Below are 18,892 nucleotides of genomic sequence, written 5' to 3' on the forward strand. Positions count from 1 at the left end.
TTTATAAGCTGGGATGCACTTCCACTTTAGCACCTTCAAGGTCCACCTGGAGCCGCAGAACACGCCAAGACACGCCGGAAATCGCGGGCATGGATGTGCTTGCACCCAATTCGTTGATCCGGTGCACTATCAGCTCAGCTTCTTCAACACCATTGGCAAGTGTCATGACCGTTGGCCCGGCACCAGAAATGAAGGCGGCGTGGCCTTCTTGGCGCAATTGCGCCACCAGGGCTGCACTGCCGGGCATGGCTTCTGCACGGTAATCCTGGTGCAGGTAGTCACGGGTGCCGGCGAGCAACAGCATCGGCTCGGCACTCAGGGCATGCATCAACAACGCTGCCCTACCCGAATTTGCCGCAGCGTCTGCGTGCGGAACAGTTGCCGGCAGCATGCCGCGGGCACGTTCTGTTTTCAATTCCACATCGGGAATGGCGGCCACCGGAATGACCCCTGCGTGTGGCATGACCTTGGCACTGGCGAAACCGGCACCTTCTTGCCAGGAAACAGCGACGGCGCCAAAGATGGCCGGGGCCACGTTGTCCGGATGGCCTTCAAGTTCCGAGGCCAGCTGCAAAACCCAGGCATCGTCTTGCTGGTCGGCCGGGGCAACCAAGGCGTTGGCAGCCATGATGGCTGCCACAATGGCCGACGCCGAGGAGCCCAGGCCGCGGCCGTGTGGGAGTACGTTACTCGCCGAAACGCGCAATCCCCCACGGCTGTAGCCCAGGCGTTCCCAGACCAGGTCCATGGTCTTGACCACCAGGTGACTGGCATCCCTTGGCAGGGACTCAACCCCTTCCCCGCTTAGTTCAAACTCCAGCGCCGGGGTCTCCAACACGGTGATGCTCAAGGTGTCGTAGAGCGAAACGGCCAGGCCCAGGGAATCAAAGCCGGGGCCAAGATTCGCGCTGGTGCCGGGGACGCGCACGGTGGCGGTGGCCCCGGTTGCGGGAGTTTTCAGAAGCGGGGAAGTCATGGTGAGCCCTGTCATGATGGTGTGCTGCTAGTCCGTCAGGCCCAGTGCGGTGGCAACTGTGACCACGTCAAAGGGAACTGACTTCGGCTCGGCCGCGCTGCCATCGGCGTTTTTCAGGGCCCAGTCGGGATCCTTCAAACCGTGGCCGGTGACAGTGACGACAAAGGTCTTGCCTGTGGGGACCTGGCCGGCTGCGTGCTTCTTGATCAAGCCGGCAACACCTGCTGCCGAACCCGGTTCAACAAAGACGCCTTCCTTGGCTGAGAGCCAGCGGTGGGCGGCAAGGATTTCTTCATCCGTCACGGCTTCGATGAGTCCACCGGACTCATCGCGGGCCGCAATGGCCATGTCCCAGGACGCCGGGTTGCCAATGCGAATGGCCGTGGCGATGGTGTCCGGCTCGGTGATGGGGTGGCCGGCCACGAACGGTGCTGCGCCAGCTGCCTGGAAGCCCCACATGATGGGGGTGTGCGTGGAGACTGCAGGCAGGGTGCCGGCAGTTGCCGACTCGTAGGGGGCTGCGTATTCGCGGTAGCCCCTCCAGTAGGCGCTGATGTTGCCTGCGTTGCCAACGGGCAGCACATGGTAATCCGGAGCGTCACCCAGGGCGTCAACTACCTCAAAGGCGCCAGTCTTCTGGCCTTCAATGCGTGCCGGGTTAACCGAGTTCACCAGGAAAACGGGGTAGGAGTCAGCCAGCTTGCGGGCCACATCCAGGCAGTTGTCAAAGTTGCCGTCAACTTGCAAAATGGTGGCGCCGTGGGCCACGGCCTGGCTGAGCTTGCCCATGGAAATCTTGCCCTCAGGCACCAAGACCGCACAGGTGAGCCCGGCAGCCTTGGCATAGGCTGCCGCGGAGGCTGAGGTGTTGCCGGTGGAAGCGCAAACCACTGCCTTGGCCCCTGCCGCAACAGCTGCCGTCATGGCCATGGTCATGCCGCGGTCCTTGAAGGAACCGGTGGGGTTCATGCCCTCCACCTTCAGGTAGACCTTGGAACCGGTGAGCTCGGAAAGGTGCGTAGCGAACACCAGCGGTGTGCCACCTTCACCCAACGTGATGATCTTGGTTTCTGCCGTGACCGGCAAACGCTCTGCATATTCGCGGACAACTCCGCGCCACTGGTGAGCCATTAGACTCCCTCCACCCTCAAGACACTCGTTACGGAATTAATGATGTCAAGACCCTTGATGGCCTCAACAGTTGCTGCCAAGGCAGCCTCGCTGGCACGGTGTGTGACGATGCGCAGCTCTGCCGAGCCGGGCCCGTCGTGGCCGTTGCCTTCACTGTGCACTGTTTGTCGCATGGTCTCAATGGAGACACCATTCTGCGCAAAGAGCGCTGAAATCTTTGCCAGAACGCCCGGCTGGTCCGCCGCGTCTATGCCAATGTAGTACTGCGTGGTGACGGCTTCGATCGGCAGTACCGGCAGCACCTCAATGGTTGATTCGGTGCGGCCGGGGCCGCCCAAGACCATGCGGCGTGCAGCCGAGACAACATCGCCCATGACTGCGGACGCGGTGGGCGACCCACCGGCGCCACGACCATAGAACATCAATTCACCGGCCGATTCCGCCTCAACAAATACAGCGTTGAAGGCTCCGCGCACGGCACCCAGCGGGTGCTCACGGGGAATCAAGGTGGGGTGCACGCGGACGCTGACACCACTGGTGATCGCGCCGTCGCTGTTCGCTGCCTCAAGTTTCTCGGCAATCGCCAGCAGCTTGATGACGTAGCCGGCATCCTTGGCCGCTGCGATGTCAGCCGCCGTCACCTCGGTGATGCCCTGGCAATCCACATCCTCCAGTGCAAAGCGGGTGTGGAAGGCCAGTGAGGCCAAAATGGCGCCCTTGGCTGCCGCGTCGTGACCTTCAATGTCGGCTGTGGGGTCTGCTTCGGCGTAGCCCAGGCGAGTGGCGTCAGCCAACGCGTCAGCAAACTGGGCCCCGGTGGAATCCATTGCGTCCAGGATGTAGTTGGTGGTGCCATTGACGATGCCCATGATGCGGGTGATCTTGTCCCCGGCCAGGCTGTCATTGATGGGGCGCAGAATGGGGATGGCGCCAGCCACGGCAGCCTCGAAGGAGAGCTGGACGCCTGCGGCGTCAGCCTTCTCATACAAGGTGGGGCCATCCACTGCCAGCAGCGCCTTGTTTCCGGTGACAACTGCGGCGCCGTGCTCAATGGCTTCCAGAATCAGCGTGCGGGCCGGCTCCAAGCCACCCATGAGCTCAATGACAATGTCGGCTCCACGCACTAGCGCCGAGGCGTCGGTGGTAAATAGCTCGCGGGGCAGTTCAACCTCACGGGGCGCGTCAACGTTCCGCACGGCAATGCCCACCAACTCCAAACGGGCACCCGTGCGGGCAGCCAAGGCGTCGGCGTCGTCGAGCAAAATGCGCGCGACTTGCGAGCCCACATTTCCTGCTCCAAGGAGCGCCACTTTCAAGGTCTTGCTATTGGCGGTCACATCAGTGTCCGCGGTGTTGCGCTCTGTCAAAGTCCCTCTAGGCCCCTAAATCGCGTGCCAGCAAATCATCTTCGGTTTCGCCCCGCACAATCAAGCGTGCGGTGCCGTTTTTTACGGCGACGACGGGCGGACGGGGCACATAGTTATAGTTGCTGGCCAATGCCCAGCAGTACGCGCCCGTTCCGGGGACTGCAAGCAAATCCCCGGCCGCCACGTCATTGGGCAGATATACATCTCTAACAACAATGTCACCACTCTCGCAATGTTTGCCCACCACTCGGGACAAAGCTGGAGTCGCAATGGAGGACCTGTTGGCCACGACGGCCGAATAATCCGCGTCATAAAGCACCGGACGGGCGTTATCGCTCATACCGCCATCCACCGAAACATAGCGGCGCGGCGCCGTCACATCTTCTTGGCCGTCCACCTCAACCTGCACGGTTTTCAGCGTGCCGGTCTCATACAAGGTGAAGGTGGTGCTGCCGACAATGGCACGGCCGGGCTCAATGGACAGGCGCGGGCAGCTCATGCCCAGCTGTGCGCAAGTTTCTCGGACGACGGCGGCCATGGCCTCCGCGACCTCGGCGGCGGGCCGCGGGGTGTCCACTGCCGTATAGGCGATGCCGTAGCCGCCACCCAGGTCCAGCTCGGGCAGCGTGATGCTGTACTTGTTCTGGATTTCGTTGGTGAAAGCCAACAGCTTGCGGGCGGCAATTTCAAAGCCCTCGGCCTCAAAGATTTGCGATCCGATGTGGGCGTGGAAGCCCAGGAAGTTGATGCTCGCCGACTCCACGGCCAGCTTTGCGGCCGCCTCGGCAGCGCTCATGCCGGGTGCCTCCGGATCCTCGGCAATGAAGGAGAGGCCGAACTTCTGGTCCTCGTGCGCTGTGGCAATCGATTCGTGCGTGTGGGCGTGCACGCCGGGGGTCAGGCGCAACATGACGTTGGCCTTCACGCCGCGGGCGCCCGCAATGTCGGCCACCCGCGCAAGCTCATGCAAGCTGTCCACAACAATGCGACCCAGGCCCATGTCCAGGGCGCGGTTGATCTCGGCGCTGGACTTGTTGTTGCCGTGCAACCCCAGGTTTGCGCCCGACAGGCCGGCACGCTTGGCCACGGCCAGTTCACCGCCGGAGCACGTGTCCAGGCGCAGGCCCTCGGAATCCACCCAGCGGGCCACTTCGGTGGACAAGAAGGCCTTGCCTGCGTAGTAGACGTCCACGCCGCCGCAAATGTCTTTGAATGCCTGATCAAAGGCAGTCTTGAACGTCCGTGCACGGGCGCGGAAGTCGTCCTCGCTCATGACGAACAGCGGGGTGCCAAACTGGGCCTTCAGTTCACTCACCGGGATGCCACTGATGGTGACTTCCCCGTTTGGTCCGCGTTCGACGTCGTGCGCCCACATGGCAGGGACAAGCTCATTGACGTCACCGGCGGCAGGCAGCCACGCCGGTGCCAGCTCGGCGCCGGCCATCTGCTGGACCGCTGAGGTTGTGTCAGTCATGGCTTACATCCGTTCCGGAGCTGAGACACCCAACAGGGACAGGCCGTTGGCGAGAACCTGGCCCACGGCGTCGTTGAGCCAGAGGCGGGTGCGGTTCGTGTCGGTGATGGCTTCCTCGCCCATGGGGGTCACGCGGCAGGCGTCGTACCAGCGGTGATAGGCGCCGGCGATGACTTCCAGGTGGCGGGCCACGCGGTGCGGTTCGCGGAAGGAGGCGGCCTGGTTGAGCACGCCCGGGTACTGGCCCAGCACGGCGAGGAGCTCAGACTCCGTTGCGTGGGTCAGGGATGCTGCATCAAAGGAGGTGCGCTCCACGTCTGCGGCTGCTGCGTTGCGGCCCACCGCGCGGGTGCGGGCATGGGCGTACTGCACGTAGAACACGGGGTTCTCGTTGGACTTCTTGGTCAGCACGTCCAAGTCGATGTCAATGTTGGAGTCGGAGGAGAAGCGGGCCAGCGAGTAGCGGGCGGCGTCCGTGCCAACAACCTCCACGAGGTCTTCCATGGTGACCACTGTGCCGGCGCGCTTGGACATGCGGACTGGCTTGCCGTCCTGAACCAGGTTCACCATCTGGCCGATGAGGACCTCAACGCGGTTGGCGTCATCGCCCATGGCCGCAGCTGCTGCCTTCAGGCGGGCAACATAGCCGTGGTGGTCGGCGCCGAGCATGTAGATGCACAGGTCAAAGCCACGGTCGCGCTTGTTCTTGAAGTAGGCTATATCGCCGGCAATATAGGCTGCGTTGCCGTCACTCTTGATGACCACGCGGTCCTTGTCGTCGCCGTAGTCGGTGGAGTTCAGCCACCAGGCGCCGTCCTTGAGGTACATGTTGCCGGAGCCCTTGAGCTGGTCCAGAAGCTTCTCCACGGCACCGTTCTCAAACAAAGAGTTCTCGTGGAAGTAGACATCAAAGTCCACGCCGAACTCGTGCAGGGAGGCGCGGATGGCGGCAAACATGAGCTCAACGCCCTGGGCGCGGAACTCTTCCTGAGGATCCGCTGAGTCAAGGATGCCGGGGTTGTTCGCCATGACTTCCTTGGCGATGTCCTCGATGTAGTCGCCGCCGTAGCCGTCTTCCGGTGCGGCCTCGCCCTTGGCGCTGGCCAGCAATGAGCGGGCAAACTTGTCAATCTGGTTGCCGTGGTCATTGAAGTAGTACTCACGAGTGACGTCGGCGCCCTGAGACTGGAAGATGCGGGCCAGGGAGTCGCCCACTGCTGCCCAACGGGTGCCACCGAGGTGGATGGGGCCGGTGGGGTTGGCGGAGACGAATTCCAGGTTGATCTTGGTGCCGGCCATGGCTGCAGTGGTGCCGAAGCTTTCGCCGGCTTCAACGATTGCCTTGGCCAGTTCGCCTGCAGCGGCAGCGTCAAGAATGATGTTCAGGAAGCCGGGACCGGCAATGTCCACCGTGGAAACGCCGGGAATTTGCGCCAGGCGGGTGCTGAGGACTTCGGCGATTTTGCGCGGCGGAACTCCCGCCGGCTTGGCCAGCTGGAGGGCAATATTGGTGGCCCAGTCGCCGTGCTCGCGGCTCTTGGGCCGGTCCACCTTGACTTCCGTGGGCAGGGCCTCGACGGGAACACTGAGTTCACCGGCGTCGACGGCATCTTTTAGGCAGGTGGTAATGGCGGCAGAAAGTTCTTCAGGAGTCACACCCCTAAGTGTACGGTTCTCCCCGTTCCCTCCCCCAATCCTGCTAGGACTTGACGGGAGCTTGCGCGAAATCGTCCTCGAGCATCTTGGGGCGGCAGATGATCCAGGCGCCGGCCCCCAGAAGCATCAAGGTGGCGAACAGGAACAGGAACGGGGCCGTCCACGAGCCCGTCCACTGATGCAGCAGGCCAAAGAACAGCGGACCCGTGCAGGCGAAGGTGTAGCCCATCCCCTGGCTGAATCCAGAGAGCGCTCCGGCCCCGAGCTGGGTCCGGGTGCGGTGGTTGATCAGCAGCAGCGACAGCGGGAACGTTCCAGGGCCCAAACCGGCCAGTGACACCCAAATCCAGGTGCCCGACGCCGGTGAAAGCAGCAGCCCCAGGTACCCCGCGATGAAGCAGCCCAGCATGACCAGCACAGCCGGGAAGGGATTGCGCATTTTTGCCGCGATGAGAGGGATAGCAAGGCTCAATGGCAAGCCCAGGGCCGCAAAGAGGGCCAGCATTGAGCCGGCGGCTCCCCTGTCCAGACCGGCCTCAGTAAGGATGGCCGGCAACCAGGCGAACATGGCATAGGTATTCAGGGACGTGCAGCCGAACATGAGCGTCAGTCCCCACGCGGTGGGCGAGCGCCACAGGTTCATTTTTGGCGCCTTGGCCGGTGAGACTGTTGCCGAGGATGACTTGATCACCAAGTCCGCCTCGGCGGGCACAGCGGCGGGCGGGGTTCTCGGGGAAGCCGGGTTCGACGTCGTCCGTGGTGACATGAAGGCAACCAGCCACGGGATCAAGGCAATGGTGCTGATCCCGGCCCACGCAGCAAGGGAAAGCTGCCAGGAAGTGGCGTCGGCGATGGGGACCGCGAGCTGGGCCGGAATGGCCGTGCCGAGCGAAAGTGCTGTCACATAGAGGGCCGTCATCAGGCCCACCTTGGCGGGGAAATACTTCTTGACCAGCGGCGGCAGGAGCACGTTGCCGGCGCCCAGGCCGCCAAAGGCAATCACCGAAAAGACCAGAAAAAGTGGGGTGTTGGGTGCCAGGACGCGGGCAATCTGACCCACAATCCCCACCAGAATGGAAAGAATGATGAGTTTTTCCAGGGAGGCCCAGCGGATCACATAGGGGGTCAGAAAGCCGAAAAGCCCGAACGCCGCGGTGGGAAGCATGCCCAGGATGCCGATGGAAGTGGCACTCAGCGGGAGGTCGTTGTTAATGCTGGTAATGAGTGGCGGCACCACAGTCACAGCGGATCGCAGCGTCAACGCCGTCAGGATTATGGCCGCCGCGAGAATCCATGCGGAGGGACGCAATTTGCCTACCATGTGTTCACCATTGCCCCAACGTTACCCCGCGGGTGTTGGTCCCGACAGCATTATTCGGCGGCCGCGGTGATGATGCTTGCCACGTGCTTAGGGCTGTTGTGGACCCGGTTTTACATTGGGCGCCCCGCACCTGCTAAGCTCTTTCTCGTTCCCTTTGGCAGCCACGGTTGCCACGCCTTCGTAGCTCAGGGGATAGAGCGTCGGTTTCCGGTACCGTAGGTCGGGGGTTCGAATCCCTCCGAGGGCACACAAAAAACCCCGCCAATTCATTGAATTGGCGGGGTTTCTTTATGCCTTCTTTATTGCGACGCGGCCCAATCCGCAACCCGCTGCGCGCTTTCATCCTCGGAGAGGTCCTGAACCCGCGTCATGATGGACCACCGAACACCGAAGGGGTCCCTGATGCTGGCGAAACGGTCGCCCGAGACAAAATTGGTGACGGGTTCCCGAATCACTGCCCCGGCCTCCTGAGCCCGGGCCACCAGAGCATCCACATCCGGGCAGTAGAAGCCCATCGAATAGCAGTCGTTGTCGCCTTCCGGGGACGAAACCAGATGGTAGTGCGGACTCGGTTCACCGATCTGCAGGCGGCCCTGGCCAAAGTCGAGCTCGGCGTGCACCACCACGCCGTCGAACTCGGTAACACCGAGCACCCGGGCGCCAAACACTTCTGCATAGAATGCGAGCGCGACCTTGGCACCCGGGATGGCCAGAAACGGCGTCAGGGATGTGAAGCCGAGCGGAACCCCCTGAGTGGTGAATTCTCCATTGGCTGCTGCGGTCAATTCTGGGCTCTTGTTTTCAGTCATGGAAGCGACGGTACTCATAGTCACGGAAATAAGCTTGTAGATTCGCGACAGCACAAAAAGTAGACTCGGTGCGTGGCGAGTCCCTTCAAAGGCATCCTGTACCCCACCCGATTGCCAACATTTCACCGTTTGCCCGCACCAGATTCCGTTAAGGACCTGGTGCAGTGGTTTTGGATCCCGGAATGGGACATTGAACCTGGCCGTTCATCCCGACAGCAGTTGATAGCCTTCGCCGCCTCCAATCTGGTGGTTCAGCCCCACGCAGTGGAGTTCTCCGGCCCGACCACCCGCACCTCACACCGTGATCTCACCGGCCATGGGTGGGCCGTGGGGGCGCTGCTGCGCCCGGCTGCCATTCCCGCCTTCACCACGGATCCCGCAGCATTGCGCGATCGCGAGGTGGCCCTGAGTCTTCCGGCCTTGCAATCTGCCGTGGTGGCGGCGATGGGTGGCGCCGACCCCGCTCAGCGCCGAAACGATGCCGTTGAGGAATTCACGGCGTGGCTCCTGGAAACCGTTGCCGAGGTCTCCCCCGAAGCCTTGCTGGCCAATTCCATGGCGGAGCTGCTTGGGTCCTCACCGGAAGTAGTCCGGATCGAGGACGCAGCACAGCAGCTGGCGGTGTCGCCGCGGACCCTTCAACGGCTGGCCAAGAAGTACGTTGGGCTGAGTCCGGCTGCCTTGATTCGACGACGGCGCCTGCAGGAGGCCGCCGACAAGGTCCGGACCCACCCCGGGCTTGACCTGGCCGGGATCGCCGCCGACCTTGGCTACGCCGATCAAGCCCATCTGGCCAATGACTTCCAACGATTCCTGGAATTCTCCCCCAGCAGTTACCGCAGCACAGTGAACGGACCGCACCCCTAACCCACTGCTTCCTCTCAGGATTCGCTCACAATCCCGTGACAACGTTGATCCGATGGACTTGCTTCAGGAACACCACAGCCCCACACGACGGTCCCGGAAACGCCCGGTACTGAACCTTTTTGTGCTGCTCGGTTCCCTGACTTTGACCTTCATATTGCTGGCCCACGCATGGCTCCCGGAAATCGCCGGGCTGGGTCTCATTGTGGATTCGGGCCTGATCTGGTTTGGCGCCCTGATCCCTGTCCTTGGCCTGCTGGCCCTCGCCGCGCGACCCAGGCAGCTGGCCGTTGCCGTCCTGGTGCCAGCACTGGTCTGGGCGCTGCTTTTTATTCCGGGAATGGTTCCCCTGGCCTGGTCCGCGCCTGCATCATCGGAAGCGTCGTTGAGCGTTGTCAGCCAAAACGTTCAGGCCGGATCAGGCACCGCGGGCGACTCGGCCAGGAGCCTTGCCGCCACAGGCGCCCAGGTTATTGCCTTGCAGGAGATCGACGGCGCGTCCCGGGACGCCGTGGACGCCGAGCTCAACCCCCACTACGAATTCTCTTACCGCATTGGCACTGTTGGGCTGTGGAGCAACTACCCCATCCTCAACCCCTCACCGCAGGGCCTGGGCCTGGGCTGGAACAGGGCCTTGTCGGCGGATCTTGATACGCCCGGCGGCCTGGTGCGCATCTATGTGGTGCACGCTGCATCCGCCCGGCCGTTGGAGCATTCCGACAGGGACACCATGCTGGCCAGCCTTGCCCAGACAATAGACGAGGACCCGAGCAAGAAGGTCATCGCGGTGGGCGACTTTAATGCAGCGTCCACCGACAGATACTTCTCCGCCCTCACCAAACACCTGAGTGAACCCGCCCAGGACGACGGTTTGGCGGGGTTCACCTGGCCTGCCAATCCGATGCCAATCACCCGTCTGGACCATATTCTCCAACGCGGCTTGACCGTTACCTCAAACTCTGTGGTGCCCGCCGGGGCCAGTGACCACCTGGCCATCCACGCCAGCTTCAACCTGTAGCTTCAACCTGTAGACGGTCCCCAGCGGGGAAAACCTTGACTTCCAGCCGCTCTTCCGAGAGGCTCATGCCCAAGGGCGTCAATGAAAGGTCTCCGTGGAAAAACTCACTTTCCCCCATTTTCCGCGCGATTTTGTGTGGGGCGTTTCCACCGCCGCATACCAAATTGAGGGCGCAATTAAAGAAGATGGCAGGGGCCCTTCGAGCTGGGATGCCTTTGTGGCTGAGCCGGGGCGAATAGTCAATGGTGACACCGGAGATGTTGCCTGCGACCACTACCACCGCTACCCGGAAGACATCGCGCTCATGAGTGAACTGGGTGTGGATGCCTACCGCTTTAGTTTCTCCTGGTCACGGATACAGCCGGGCGGAACCGGGCCGGTGAACCCGGCCGGCCTGGCTTTCTACGACAGGCTTGTTGACGGTTTGTTGGAGTCGGGCATCGCCCCCAGCCCAACACTGTTCCACTGGGACACCCCGCTGGAACTCGAACAGAGCGGCGGCTGGCTCAATCGCGACACTGCCAGCCGTTTTGCCGACTACGCACTCATTGTGGGCGAACACTTTGCCGACAGGATTCCCCGCTGGATCACCATCAACGAACCAGTGGTGTTGACCATGCTCGGCTACGGGGCAGGCATCCAGGCGCCAGGACTTTCGTTGGGCTTTGACGCACTCCCCGCAGCCCACAACCTCCTATTGGCACATGGTCTGGGCGTTCAAGCCTTGCGATCCGCCGGTGCGGGGAACATTGGCATCGCCAACAACCATGCCGCAACCTGGCCGGCCAGTGAGCGTGAAGAGGACCTGCAGGCTGCCGGGCTCTACGACAACGTGGCCAACTGGATCTTTGCCGACCCCATTCTCGCTGGCGCCTACCCCCAGGAGTTGGCCCCCTTCCTGCCGCCCATTCCCGAGGGCGATTTGGCCACCATTTCAACCCCCATCGACTGGTACGGCATCAACTCCTACAACCCCACTCTGGTGGGTGCGCCCGCAGGTGGGGAGGCAGCACTAATTGACGGCCATGCCCTGGACTCGACCCTGCCGTTCTCCTTGCGGACGCTCGAGGGGTACCCCCGCACAGACTTTGACTGGCCAATTGTGCCGGAGGCGTTCACCGAGTTGCTGCTCGGTTTCAAGGAGCGCTATGGCGAAAAGTTGCCGCCCATCTACATTACCGAGAACGGCGCCGCCGTCAATGATGGTCCCGATGGTGAAGGACGGGTGCGGGATGCGCGCCGGATCGAGTACACCAACGGCCACCTGCATGCCCTAAAGACCGCCATGGACGCAGGGGTCGATGTCAGGGGCTACTTCCACTGGTCCCTGCTGGATAACTTTGAGTGGACTGTGGGCTTCTCTCAGCGATTCGGACTGGTCCATGTTGACTACGAAACCCAAAAGCGCACTCCCAAGGATTCCTACCACTGGTACCAACAGCTGATCCGCCACACAAAAAGCGCCGCCCCAACCAAAATGGAAGCAAACGGCGCCCCTGTACAGTGAGCAACACCATCGTGGACGCCACCAGCTGGTGGACTGCCGCAGAAATAAGGAGCTCCTTGTGACAGAAATCGGCACCGAACGCCCCACGGCATCCACCTCCGCGGGTGACGTTCAAGGGTCCGTGAGTCACGGCGTCGAACACTATTTGGGCATACCCTACGCCAGCGCACCAACAGGCGCACTGAGGTTTGCCCTGCCCGCACCGGTGACGCCGTGGGAGGGCGTGCGCAGCGCCACGGAGCTGGGCCCCACTGCGCCCCAAAACCCCTACGCCGGCGCCATGGCGAGGATTCTGCCCACAGTGATCATCCCCGGCGATGACTATTTGAACCTCAACATTGCCGCACCCGCCGAGCGTGGCGAGGGACTGTTGCCGGTCATGGTGTGGTTTCACGGCGGCTCGCTGCAGCATGGTTCCAACGCCTTGAGCGGGTACCAAGGTGGCGCATTCGCCCGTGATGGCGTGGTCTATGTGGCGCCCAACTACCGGCTGGGTGCCGAGGGATTTTCCGTCCTTGAGGATGCCCCGCTGAACTTGGGCCTGGCGGATCAGCTGGCGGCGCTGCGCTGGGTCCAGGCTGAAATTGCTGCCTTTGGCGGCGACCCTACCCGCGTGACGGTGTTTGGCCAGTCTGCCGGGGGCAACACGGTGGCAGCCTTGCTGGCCCACCCGCAGGCATCGGACCTGTTCAGCCGCGCCATCATTCAAAGCGGACCGCTCACCGCACAGCCAGCGAAGAAGTCTGGCAGGATCACCGCCAAGATCGCCAAGGATCTGAAGGTTTCGGCCACCCGGGACGACTTTGCCCGGACGACTCCTGAGGAACTTTTGGCCGCCCAGGCACGGGTCACCGCCGGTTCCACCCCCATTACGGGAGGGGCAGGTTACGCCCTGACTCTGGATCCGGCGCTGGTGCCGGCGAACCCCTTCGATGCCCTGACTTCCGGGGCCGGAACAGGGATCCCCCTGCTCATTGGGACAACCACGGACGAGGCCCGGCTGTGGCTGGTCCCCTCCGGTCTGGTCATGAAACTCAAGGGCATCCATCTGGCCCTTGCTCGGCGCAAAGTTGGCATCTCCGCCGCCGCCGTCATGCTATTCAAGCGCAACCGCCCCCACTCCATCACGGGTGAAATCCTCGGTGCACTGGCCACCGACAAGCTGCTGCGTGTGCCAGTCAACCAGCTCGCCGATGCCCGCTTGTCCGGACCGGCGCCCACTTTTGTGTATGAGTTCGCTTGGCAGAGCCCTGTGGAGTATCTGCGAGCCGCACACGCCGTCGAACTTGGATTTGTCTTTGACGATCTGTCCTCCCCCGATTCGCTGGGGTTGGCCGGCAGCACCGCCCCGCAAGCGCTGGCCACCGAGATGCACAAGGCGTGGGTGGACTTTGCCGTTTCCGGGAGCCCCGGCTGGCAGCCTTGGACAGCTCACCGGCCCGTCAAGATGTTCGACGGCGCAGGCAACCCCGTGGTCCTGGCACCACGGGATGACGAACGCGCAGCACTCACTCCGTAGCGGGCTTAACTCCCTCGCAACATCTGATGTCTACTACCCGTTGACGAATAGACAAGTTGCTCTAATTGACAATGTTGTTATCGAGAACTTTCCCGTAATATTCAGCACCAACAAGCCCTCTGCGAGTATCTTGAATCACATACATCCGATGTTTAAGTTGGGTGTGGGCGGCGTTGCCTGACCAAATCATGGCTGTGCCGACCTGAGACTGGTTCATTTACAAGGGAGAAGCCTTCATGATTTTCGACTCCGTCCGCATCAAGGCGAAAGGTGCGCCTGCGCCTGCACCGCCAAGTTCCCGGGGCAAATCCCGGAAAGCCCCTGCCCTGGCCGGGCTTGCCACGCTGGGCCTGGTGGGGGCCCTCATGGCACCGAACCTTGCGGCCCAGGCAGCTACGAGCGATTCGCTCAACGTGGGGTTCAACGGTTCCCTGGTGGGCAACACCGCCTACACCACCACAGGGGATGAAATCATGCACGGCGTACTCAACCGGGTGACCGGCAATGAGGAGCAGGTCCCGCTCTCCGGCGTGCGGCTCACGGGCGGCGCCCAGGGCATCCGCTACGCACCCACCGACATGACCACCGGCACCGACACGGCGGACCAGGGCTTCTTGGGCGAGGTGAAGTTCACGCCCGCCAGCTCTGCGGACTTGTCCACCATTTTCTCCGCTGGCGGCAACTTCTATATCCGCGCCCAAAGCGGCGAGCTGCGCTACGGTTTCGACTCCCTCACCGGATCAACCTGGACATCCAACAAGGCCACTTTTGCGTACCCGGCCCTGAACAAGGAACACGCACTTTCCTTCCACTACTTCCCCACGGCGACAGGCGCCACGCTCACCGTCATGCTCGACGGCGTGACGCTGCCAGCCGTGAGCAGCACGGCCCCGGCGAAGAACGCCGCCAACCTGGGCTCCATTTTTGGTTTCGGTTACGAGATCAACCCGGGCGGATCCGGACGAGGATTCAGCGGCATGCTGCACGATGCCCGCTTGGCCAAGGCAGCGGGTGCCTTCGCCCCCTCCGCCTTTGAATACCAGCCCAAGCCCGCCTCCACAGATCTGCTTGACGTCTCCTACGACGGCGCACTGGCAGGCAACGCCTACATGGCCTCCGGCAGCGATGTACTGCTGGGCACCCTGAACCGCCGAGCCGGCACCGAGACTGTTGCCGGGGGCAAAGCCACCCTGACGGCCACCGACGAGAGTATGGACTTCACGGCAACAGCCTTTCCGCTCGGCACCACCAAGCTGGACAAGGGCTTTGTTGCCGAGGCAACGTTCACACCGTCCGGACCCCAGGTTGCCCAGGCACCCGTGATCGCCGTTGGCGGCAATCTGTTTGCCCGCTACAACAACGGCGGGACGTCGTTTGAATACGGCTTTAGCTCCAACGCGAGCGGCTCCTGGAAGACCTACTCCGAGTCAGTTCCGGTGCCTGAAGTCAACAAGCCGCACACTTTCTCCATGGTCTATGTGCCCAAGAGCGACGGCACCGCCGAGGTGGTTGCCGGCATGGACGGGAAGCTGCTGGCGCCCGTGACAGGCCTGCAGGCCATTAACAACTCCGCATCCAACACCACGGCAACCTTCGGTGCCGAGGTGAAGGAAGCCGCAAACAACCGTGCCTTCAAGGGATCATTGGACAAGACCCGCTTCGCCGCACTGACCGCCGGCTACGAGCCCGCAGCCGTGAAGTACCAGGACCTCACTCCCGGCGAGCCCGAGGTGTGCGAGCCTCTTCTGGTTGATCCGGCCAACTACATCTCCGTCAGCACGGGCGACTGCGAAGCCAATATCCTGGCCAAATCAGCGCTCGTGCGCCCCACCAAGGCACAGCTGGAATGGCAGGAGTCCCGCCAGACAGCTTTCCTCCACTTCGGCATCAACACCTTCTACAACCAGGAGTGGGGCCACGGCACCGAAGACCCCGCCCGTTTCAACCCCACGGACTTTGACGCGGACAGCTGGGTCAAGACCCTGCGCGACAACGGCTACCGCTACGCAGTGTTGACTGTTAAGCACCACGACGGCTTCTTGTCCTACCCCTCCCGCTACACCGACTACACGGTGGCATCCTCACCGTGGAAGAACGGCAAGGGCGACGTGGTGAAGGAATTCACCGAGGCCGCCCACAAGTACGGCATGAAGGTTGGCCTGTACATGTCCCCCGCCGACTCCAACCAGGAAGTCGACGGCGTGTTCGGCAACGGCAGCGCCAAGAGCGAACGCACCATCCCCACCCTTGTTGCCGGCGATGACCGCGCAGGCAAGACCATCCCCTCCTTCAAGTACCAGGCCACCGACTACGGCGCCTTCTTCCTGAACACCCTGTACGAGATCCTGACCCAGTACGGCCAGGTTGATGAGGTCTGGTTCGACGGCGCCCAAGGCAACACGGGCAAGCAGGAGTTCTACGACTACCCCGCGTTCTACGACATGATTGCCAAGCTTCAGCCCCAGTCAGTGGTCGCTGTAGGCGGCAACGACGTTCGCTGGATCGGCAACGAGCAGGGCGTGGCCCGTGCCAATGAATGGGGCGTGCTGCCCATCACCCGTCCCACGGACGGAGGCAAGATCAAGTCCGTTGCATCAGAGGGTTCGGACAATCTCGGCTCGCGGTCTTCCGTGATCAGTTCGGTCAAGAACGGCCAGGCCAACAGCCTGCACTGGTGGCCGGGCGAGGCTGACATGCGCCTGACCCAGGGCTGGTTTGCGCACCCCAACGATGCCCCCAAGCAGCCCGCCGAAATGATGAACAAGTACTACCAGTCCGTTGGCCGAAACTCTGTGCTGCTGCTCAACGTTCCCCCCACCACCACGGGCAAGTTTGCGCCTGCCTCGGTGACAGCACTGCAGGGGTTCAAGACGGCTCGGGACAAGTCGTTCACTAATGATCTGGCGTTGGGCCTGCCCGTGTCAGTCAACGGCGAAAACTCCATGTTGCTCACGGATGACAATGCCCGCACGGGCGCCAGCCAGGCCCTGAGCGTGGATTCCGTGGTGGGCATCGATCTGGGCTCGGCCAAGGCCGTCAGCAACATCTCGTTGAGCGAACACGTGCTTGAACACGGCCAAACAGTGGAGAAGTTCACTGTGGAAGCCAAGGTCAATGGCACGTGGACGGCCGTCAACAATGACGCCACCAACGGTGGCGGAACAGGCGGGGGCACCATCGGTGTCACACGCATCCTGAAGTTTGCCGCCCCTGTGACGGCACAGGAATTCCGCGTCACCATCAAGGAAACCCGTGCACCCGCGCACCTGTCCAACCTCTCGCTCTACGGTGATTTGGCAGCTGCCCCCGCGCCTGCCATGAACCTCTATGTTGACTGCAAGGCCCCACTTGCCGGGATTGGCACCGAGGCCCGCCCATTCAACTCCCTAGAGCAGTTCCGCCAGTTGGAAATCGCCACCGGAGCCACCATCGCGTTCAAGGCCGGTACCGACTGCACAGCATCCGACACCCCCTTCTGGGGCTATGGAACGGCTGCTGCGCCAATCACCGTCACCTCGTACGGCACAGGCGCGGCAGCGTTGATCGGCGGCAAACCACTGGCCGAGAAGTTTGGCGCGTTCGCCTCCAAGGGCTGGACGGTCGCAGGCGTGGTGGAACCCGCCACACCGACAACGAGCCTGAGTGCGGCCACTGTTGAGGCCGGCAAGAGCGTCACAGTCACCCTGGCCGGCTTTTCAGCCAATCAGGAAGCCACGCTGGAACTGCGTCCGGGAGCCATCAGCCTGGGCAAGATCACCACGAATGCCCAGGGCGGTGCAACCATTGCCGTTACAGTTCCGGGCGCAACGTCTGCCGGGGACTTCACAGTGGCGGCGACCCAAGGTGCAAAGACTGCCTCTGCGGCACTAAAGGTCACGGCTCCGGTGGTGGTTCCCACTACGGCGCCACCAACAGTTCCGGCAACTACGGCGCCGCCCACAACGGCTGCTCCCACCACGGCACCACCCACTACGGCGCCACCAACAGTTCCGGCAACTACGGCACCAGCCACCACGACTCCTGCCAGCGGTGAGCCGGCGGGCACGGTCAACAAGGAAACCGTGGCTGCGGGTTCCGAGCTGACCATGACCGGCAAGAACTTCAAGCCGGGGAGCACCGCAACCTTTACCCTGCATTCGGACCCCGTGGTCCTGGGCACCGCGGGGGTGGCAGCCAACGGGACTGCAACCCTCACGGCCACGGTGCCAGTGAGTGTCCCCGCGGGTGTCCACACGATTGTCATCAGCGGCACCGCTGGTGACGGAAGGGCAGCTGAAGTCAGCATCACGGTGAACGTGGCAGCGGCTGGCGGTCCGTCAACATCGGCCACCTCCCCGTCCACTGCCGCTGCGACGGCTGCCACCACCCCAGCAGCCGCTGACAAGGGCGATCTGGCAACCACAGGGTCCACCGCAACGTCAGGGCTCCTGTTGGCGATGGTCCTTCTGCTGGCCGGATCAGCTTCTGTCCTGATGATCCGACGTCGCGGCAAGCGGGCATAGCTGGTCTGAACACCACAACTGAATAAAGTCTGTGCCCGGTACACACGGTGTGCCGGGCACAGCTGTTCCCGTCGCGGATTGGCGGCCGTTGTAGCCTGTATCCATGACGACTATTTTTGATGAGACCTATTGGAACGAGCGCTACGGCAACAGCGGCAAGATCTGGAGCGGCAACCCCAATCCGCAACTCGTCGCCGAGGCTGCTGCACTCGATTCCGGTTCGGTACAGGCGCCCAAGAAAGCACTCGACGTCGGCTGCGGCGAGGGCGCCGATTCCGTCTGGCTGGCCGGGCAGGGCTGGCAGGTGACGGGTGTGGACATCTCCACGGTTGCTTTGCAGCGTGCAGCTGCCCACGCGGCCGAGCTGGAGCTTCCCGGATCCGTCGCCTGGGAGCACCACGACCTGCTGGGCTGGACTCCTCCGGCAGCCTCGTTCGACCTGATCTCGGCCCAATTCATGCACCTGCCGCGCCCTGATCGCGACAAGTTGTTCGCACGGCTGGCGGCAGCCGTTGTCCCGGGTGGGACGCTGCTGATCGTGGGGCACGCGCCGTCGGACAGTGCAGCTGGCGCCCACCGGGCACTGGGTGCGGATATGTTCTTCACTGCCAAGCAGATCGCCGAAGCCTTGGACCCCTCACAGTGGGACGTGGTGGTTGCCGCATCCCGTCCCCGAAGTGCGTCAGGGCCCGACGGCGAAACCATCACCATCCACGACGAGGTCATGCGGGCCGTACGGTTGAAGTGA

At 62.7% G+C, this 18,892-nt stretch carries 13 protein-coding genes and 1 tRNA gene; 7 read left to right on the top strand and 7 right to left on the bottom strand.

The annotated features are described in order from the left end of the window. Position 1: 1 nt before the first annotated feature. The 6 genes from thrB to CVS28_RS06410 are packed head-to-tail and all read right to left on the bottom strand — an operon-like array spanning position 2 to position 7,925. Complete coding sequence (gene thrB, locus CVS28_RS06385) at positions 2-976, bottom strand: homoserine kinase (protein ID WP_243399727.1); 975 nt, start codon at positions 974-976, stop codon at positions 2-4. Between the two features lie 27 nt (positions 977-1,003). Further along, positions 1,004-2,107, bottom strand: coding sequence for a threonine synthase (gene thrC / locus CVS28_RS06390; RefSeq protein WP_103464553.1), 1,104 nt, complete (start codon positions 2,105-2,107; stop codon positions 1,004-1,006). Continuing rightward, positions 2,107-3,444: a homoserine dehydrogenase gene (locus tag CVS28_RS06395; protein WP_103464750.1), complete on the bottom strand. Its 1,338-nt coding sequence runs from the start codon at positions 3,442-3,444 to the stop codon at positions 2,107-2,109. The genes thrC and CVS28_RS06395 overlap by 1 nt, the downstream gene beginning before the upstream one ends. A 37-nt stretch (positions 3,445-3,481) precedes the next feature. Then, positions 3,482-4,948, bottom strand: a complete 1,467-nt coding sequence (lysA, locus tag CVS28_RS06400) for a diaminopimelate decarboxylase (protein WP_243399728.1) — start codon at positions 4,946-4,948, stop codon at positions 3,482-3,484. Positions 4,949-4,951: 3 nt separating this feature from the next. Continuing rightward, the gene (gene argS, locus CVS28_RS06405; protein WP_103481027.1) at positions 4,952-6,604 is read right to left on the bottom strand and encodes an arginine--tRNA ligase; all 1,653 of its coding nucleotides are present in this window, start codon (positions 6,602-6,604) and stop codon (positions 4,952-4,954) included. 43 nt (positions 6,605-6,647) lie between these two features. After that, a complete protein-coding gene (locus CVS28_RS06410) occupies positions 6,648-7,925 on the bottom strand; it encodes an MFS transporter (RefSeq protein WP_103481028.1) in 1,278 nt (425 codons plus the stop codon). A 174-nt stretch (positions 7,926-8,099) separates the two neighbouring features. Between CVS28_RS06410 and CVS28_RS06415 the strand changes: the two genes are divergently transcribed. Beyond that, positions 8,100-8,172 (top strand) — tRNA-Arg (locus CVS28_RS06415). Positions 8,173-8,224: 52 nt separating this feature from the next. Here CVS28_RS06415 and CVS28_RS06420 read toward each other — a convergent pair. Further along, positions 8,225-8,734 (bottom strand): VOC family protein, encoded by a 510-nt coding sequence (locus CVS28_RS06420; RefSeq protein ID WP_103481029.1) that lies wholly within the window; start codon positions 8,732-8,734, stop codon positions 8,225-8,227. A gap of 72 nt (positions 8,735-8,806) precedes the next feature. On the opposite strand from CVS28_RS06420, the gene CVS28_RS06425 reads away from it, so the two are divergent. The 6 genes from CVS28_RS06425 (at position 8,807) to CVS28_RS06450 (ending at position 18,892) form a co-directional block, all read left to right on the top strand. Further along, a complete protein-coding gene (locus CVS28_RS06425) occupies positions 8,807-9,601 on the top strand; it encodes an AraC family transcriptional regulator (protein ID WP_103481030.1) in 795 nt (264 codons plus the stop codon). A 52-nt stretch (positions 9,602-9,653) separates the two neighbouring features. Continuing rightward, entirely contained in the window at positions 9,654-10,616 is a 963-nt protein-coding gene (locus CVS28_RS06430) for an endonuclease/exonuclease/phosphatase family protein (RefSeq protein ID WP_103481031.1), read from the top strand. Between the two features lie 94 nt (positions 10,617-10,710). Next, positions 10,711-12,123, top strand: coding sequence for a GH1 family beta-glucosidase (locus CVS28_RS06435; protein WP_103481032.1), 1,413 nt, complete (start codon positions 10,711-10,713; stop codon positions 12,121-12,123). 58 nt (positions 12,124-12,181) lie between these two features. Then, positions 12,182-13,642, top strand: coding sequence for a carboxylesterase/lipase family protein (locus CVS28_RS06440; RefSeq protein WP_103481033.1), 1,461 nt, complete (start codon positions 12,182-12,184; stop codon positions 13,640-13,642). Between the two features lie 236 nt (positions 13,643-13,878). Further along, positions 13,879-18,144 carry an alpha-L-fucosidase gene (locus tag CVS28_RS06445; protein WP_103481034.1) on the top strand — a complete coding sequence of 1,422 codons (4,266 nt, stop codon included), beginning with the start codon at positions 13,879-13,881 and terminating at the stop codon, positions 18,142-18,144. Positions 18,145-18,247: 103 nt separating this feature from the next. After that, positions 18,248-18,892 carry a class I SAM-dependent methyltransferase gene (locus tag CVS28_RS06450; RefSeq protein ID WP_103481035.1) on the top strand — a complete coding sequence of 215 codons (645 nt, stop codon included), beginning with the start codon at positions 18,248-18,250 and terminating at the stop codon, positions 18,890-18,892.

The sequence above is a fragment of the Arthrobacter glacialis genome, assembly GCF_002909415.1.
GTDB lineage: Bacteria > Actinomycetota > Actinomycetes > Actinomycetales > Micrococcaceae > Specibacter > Specibacter glacialis.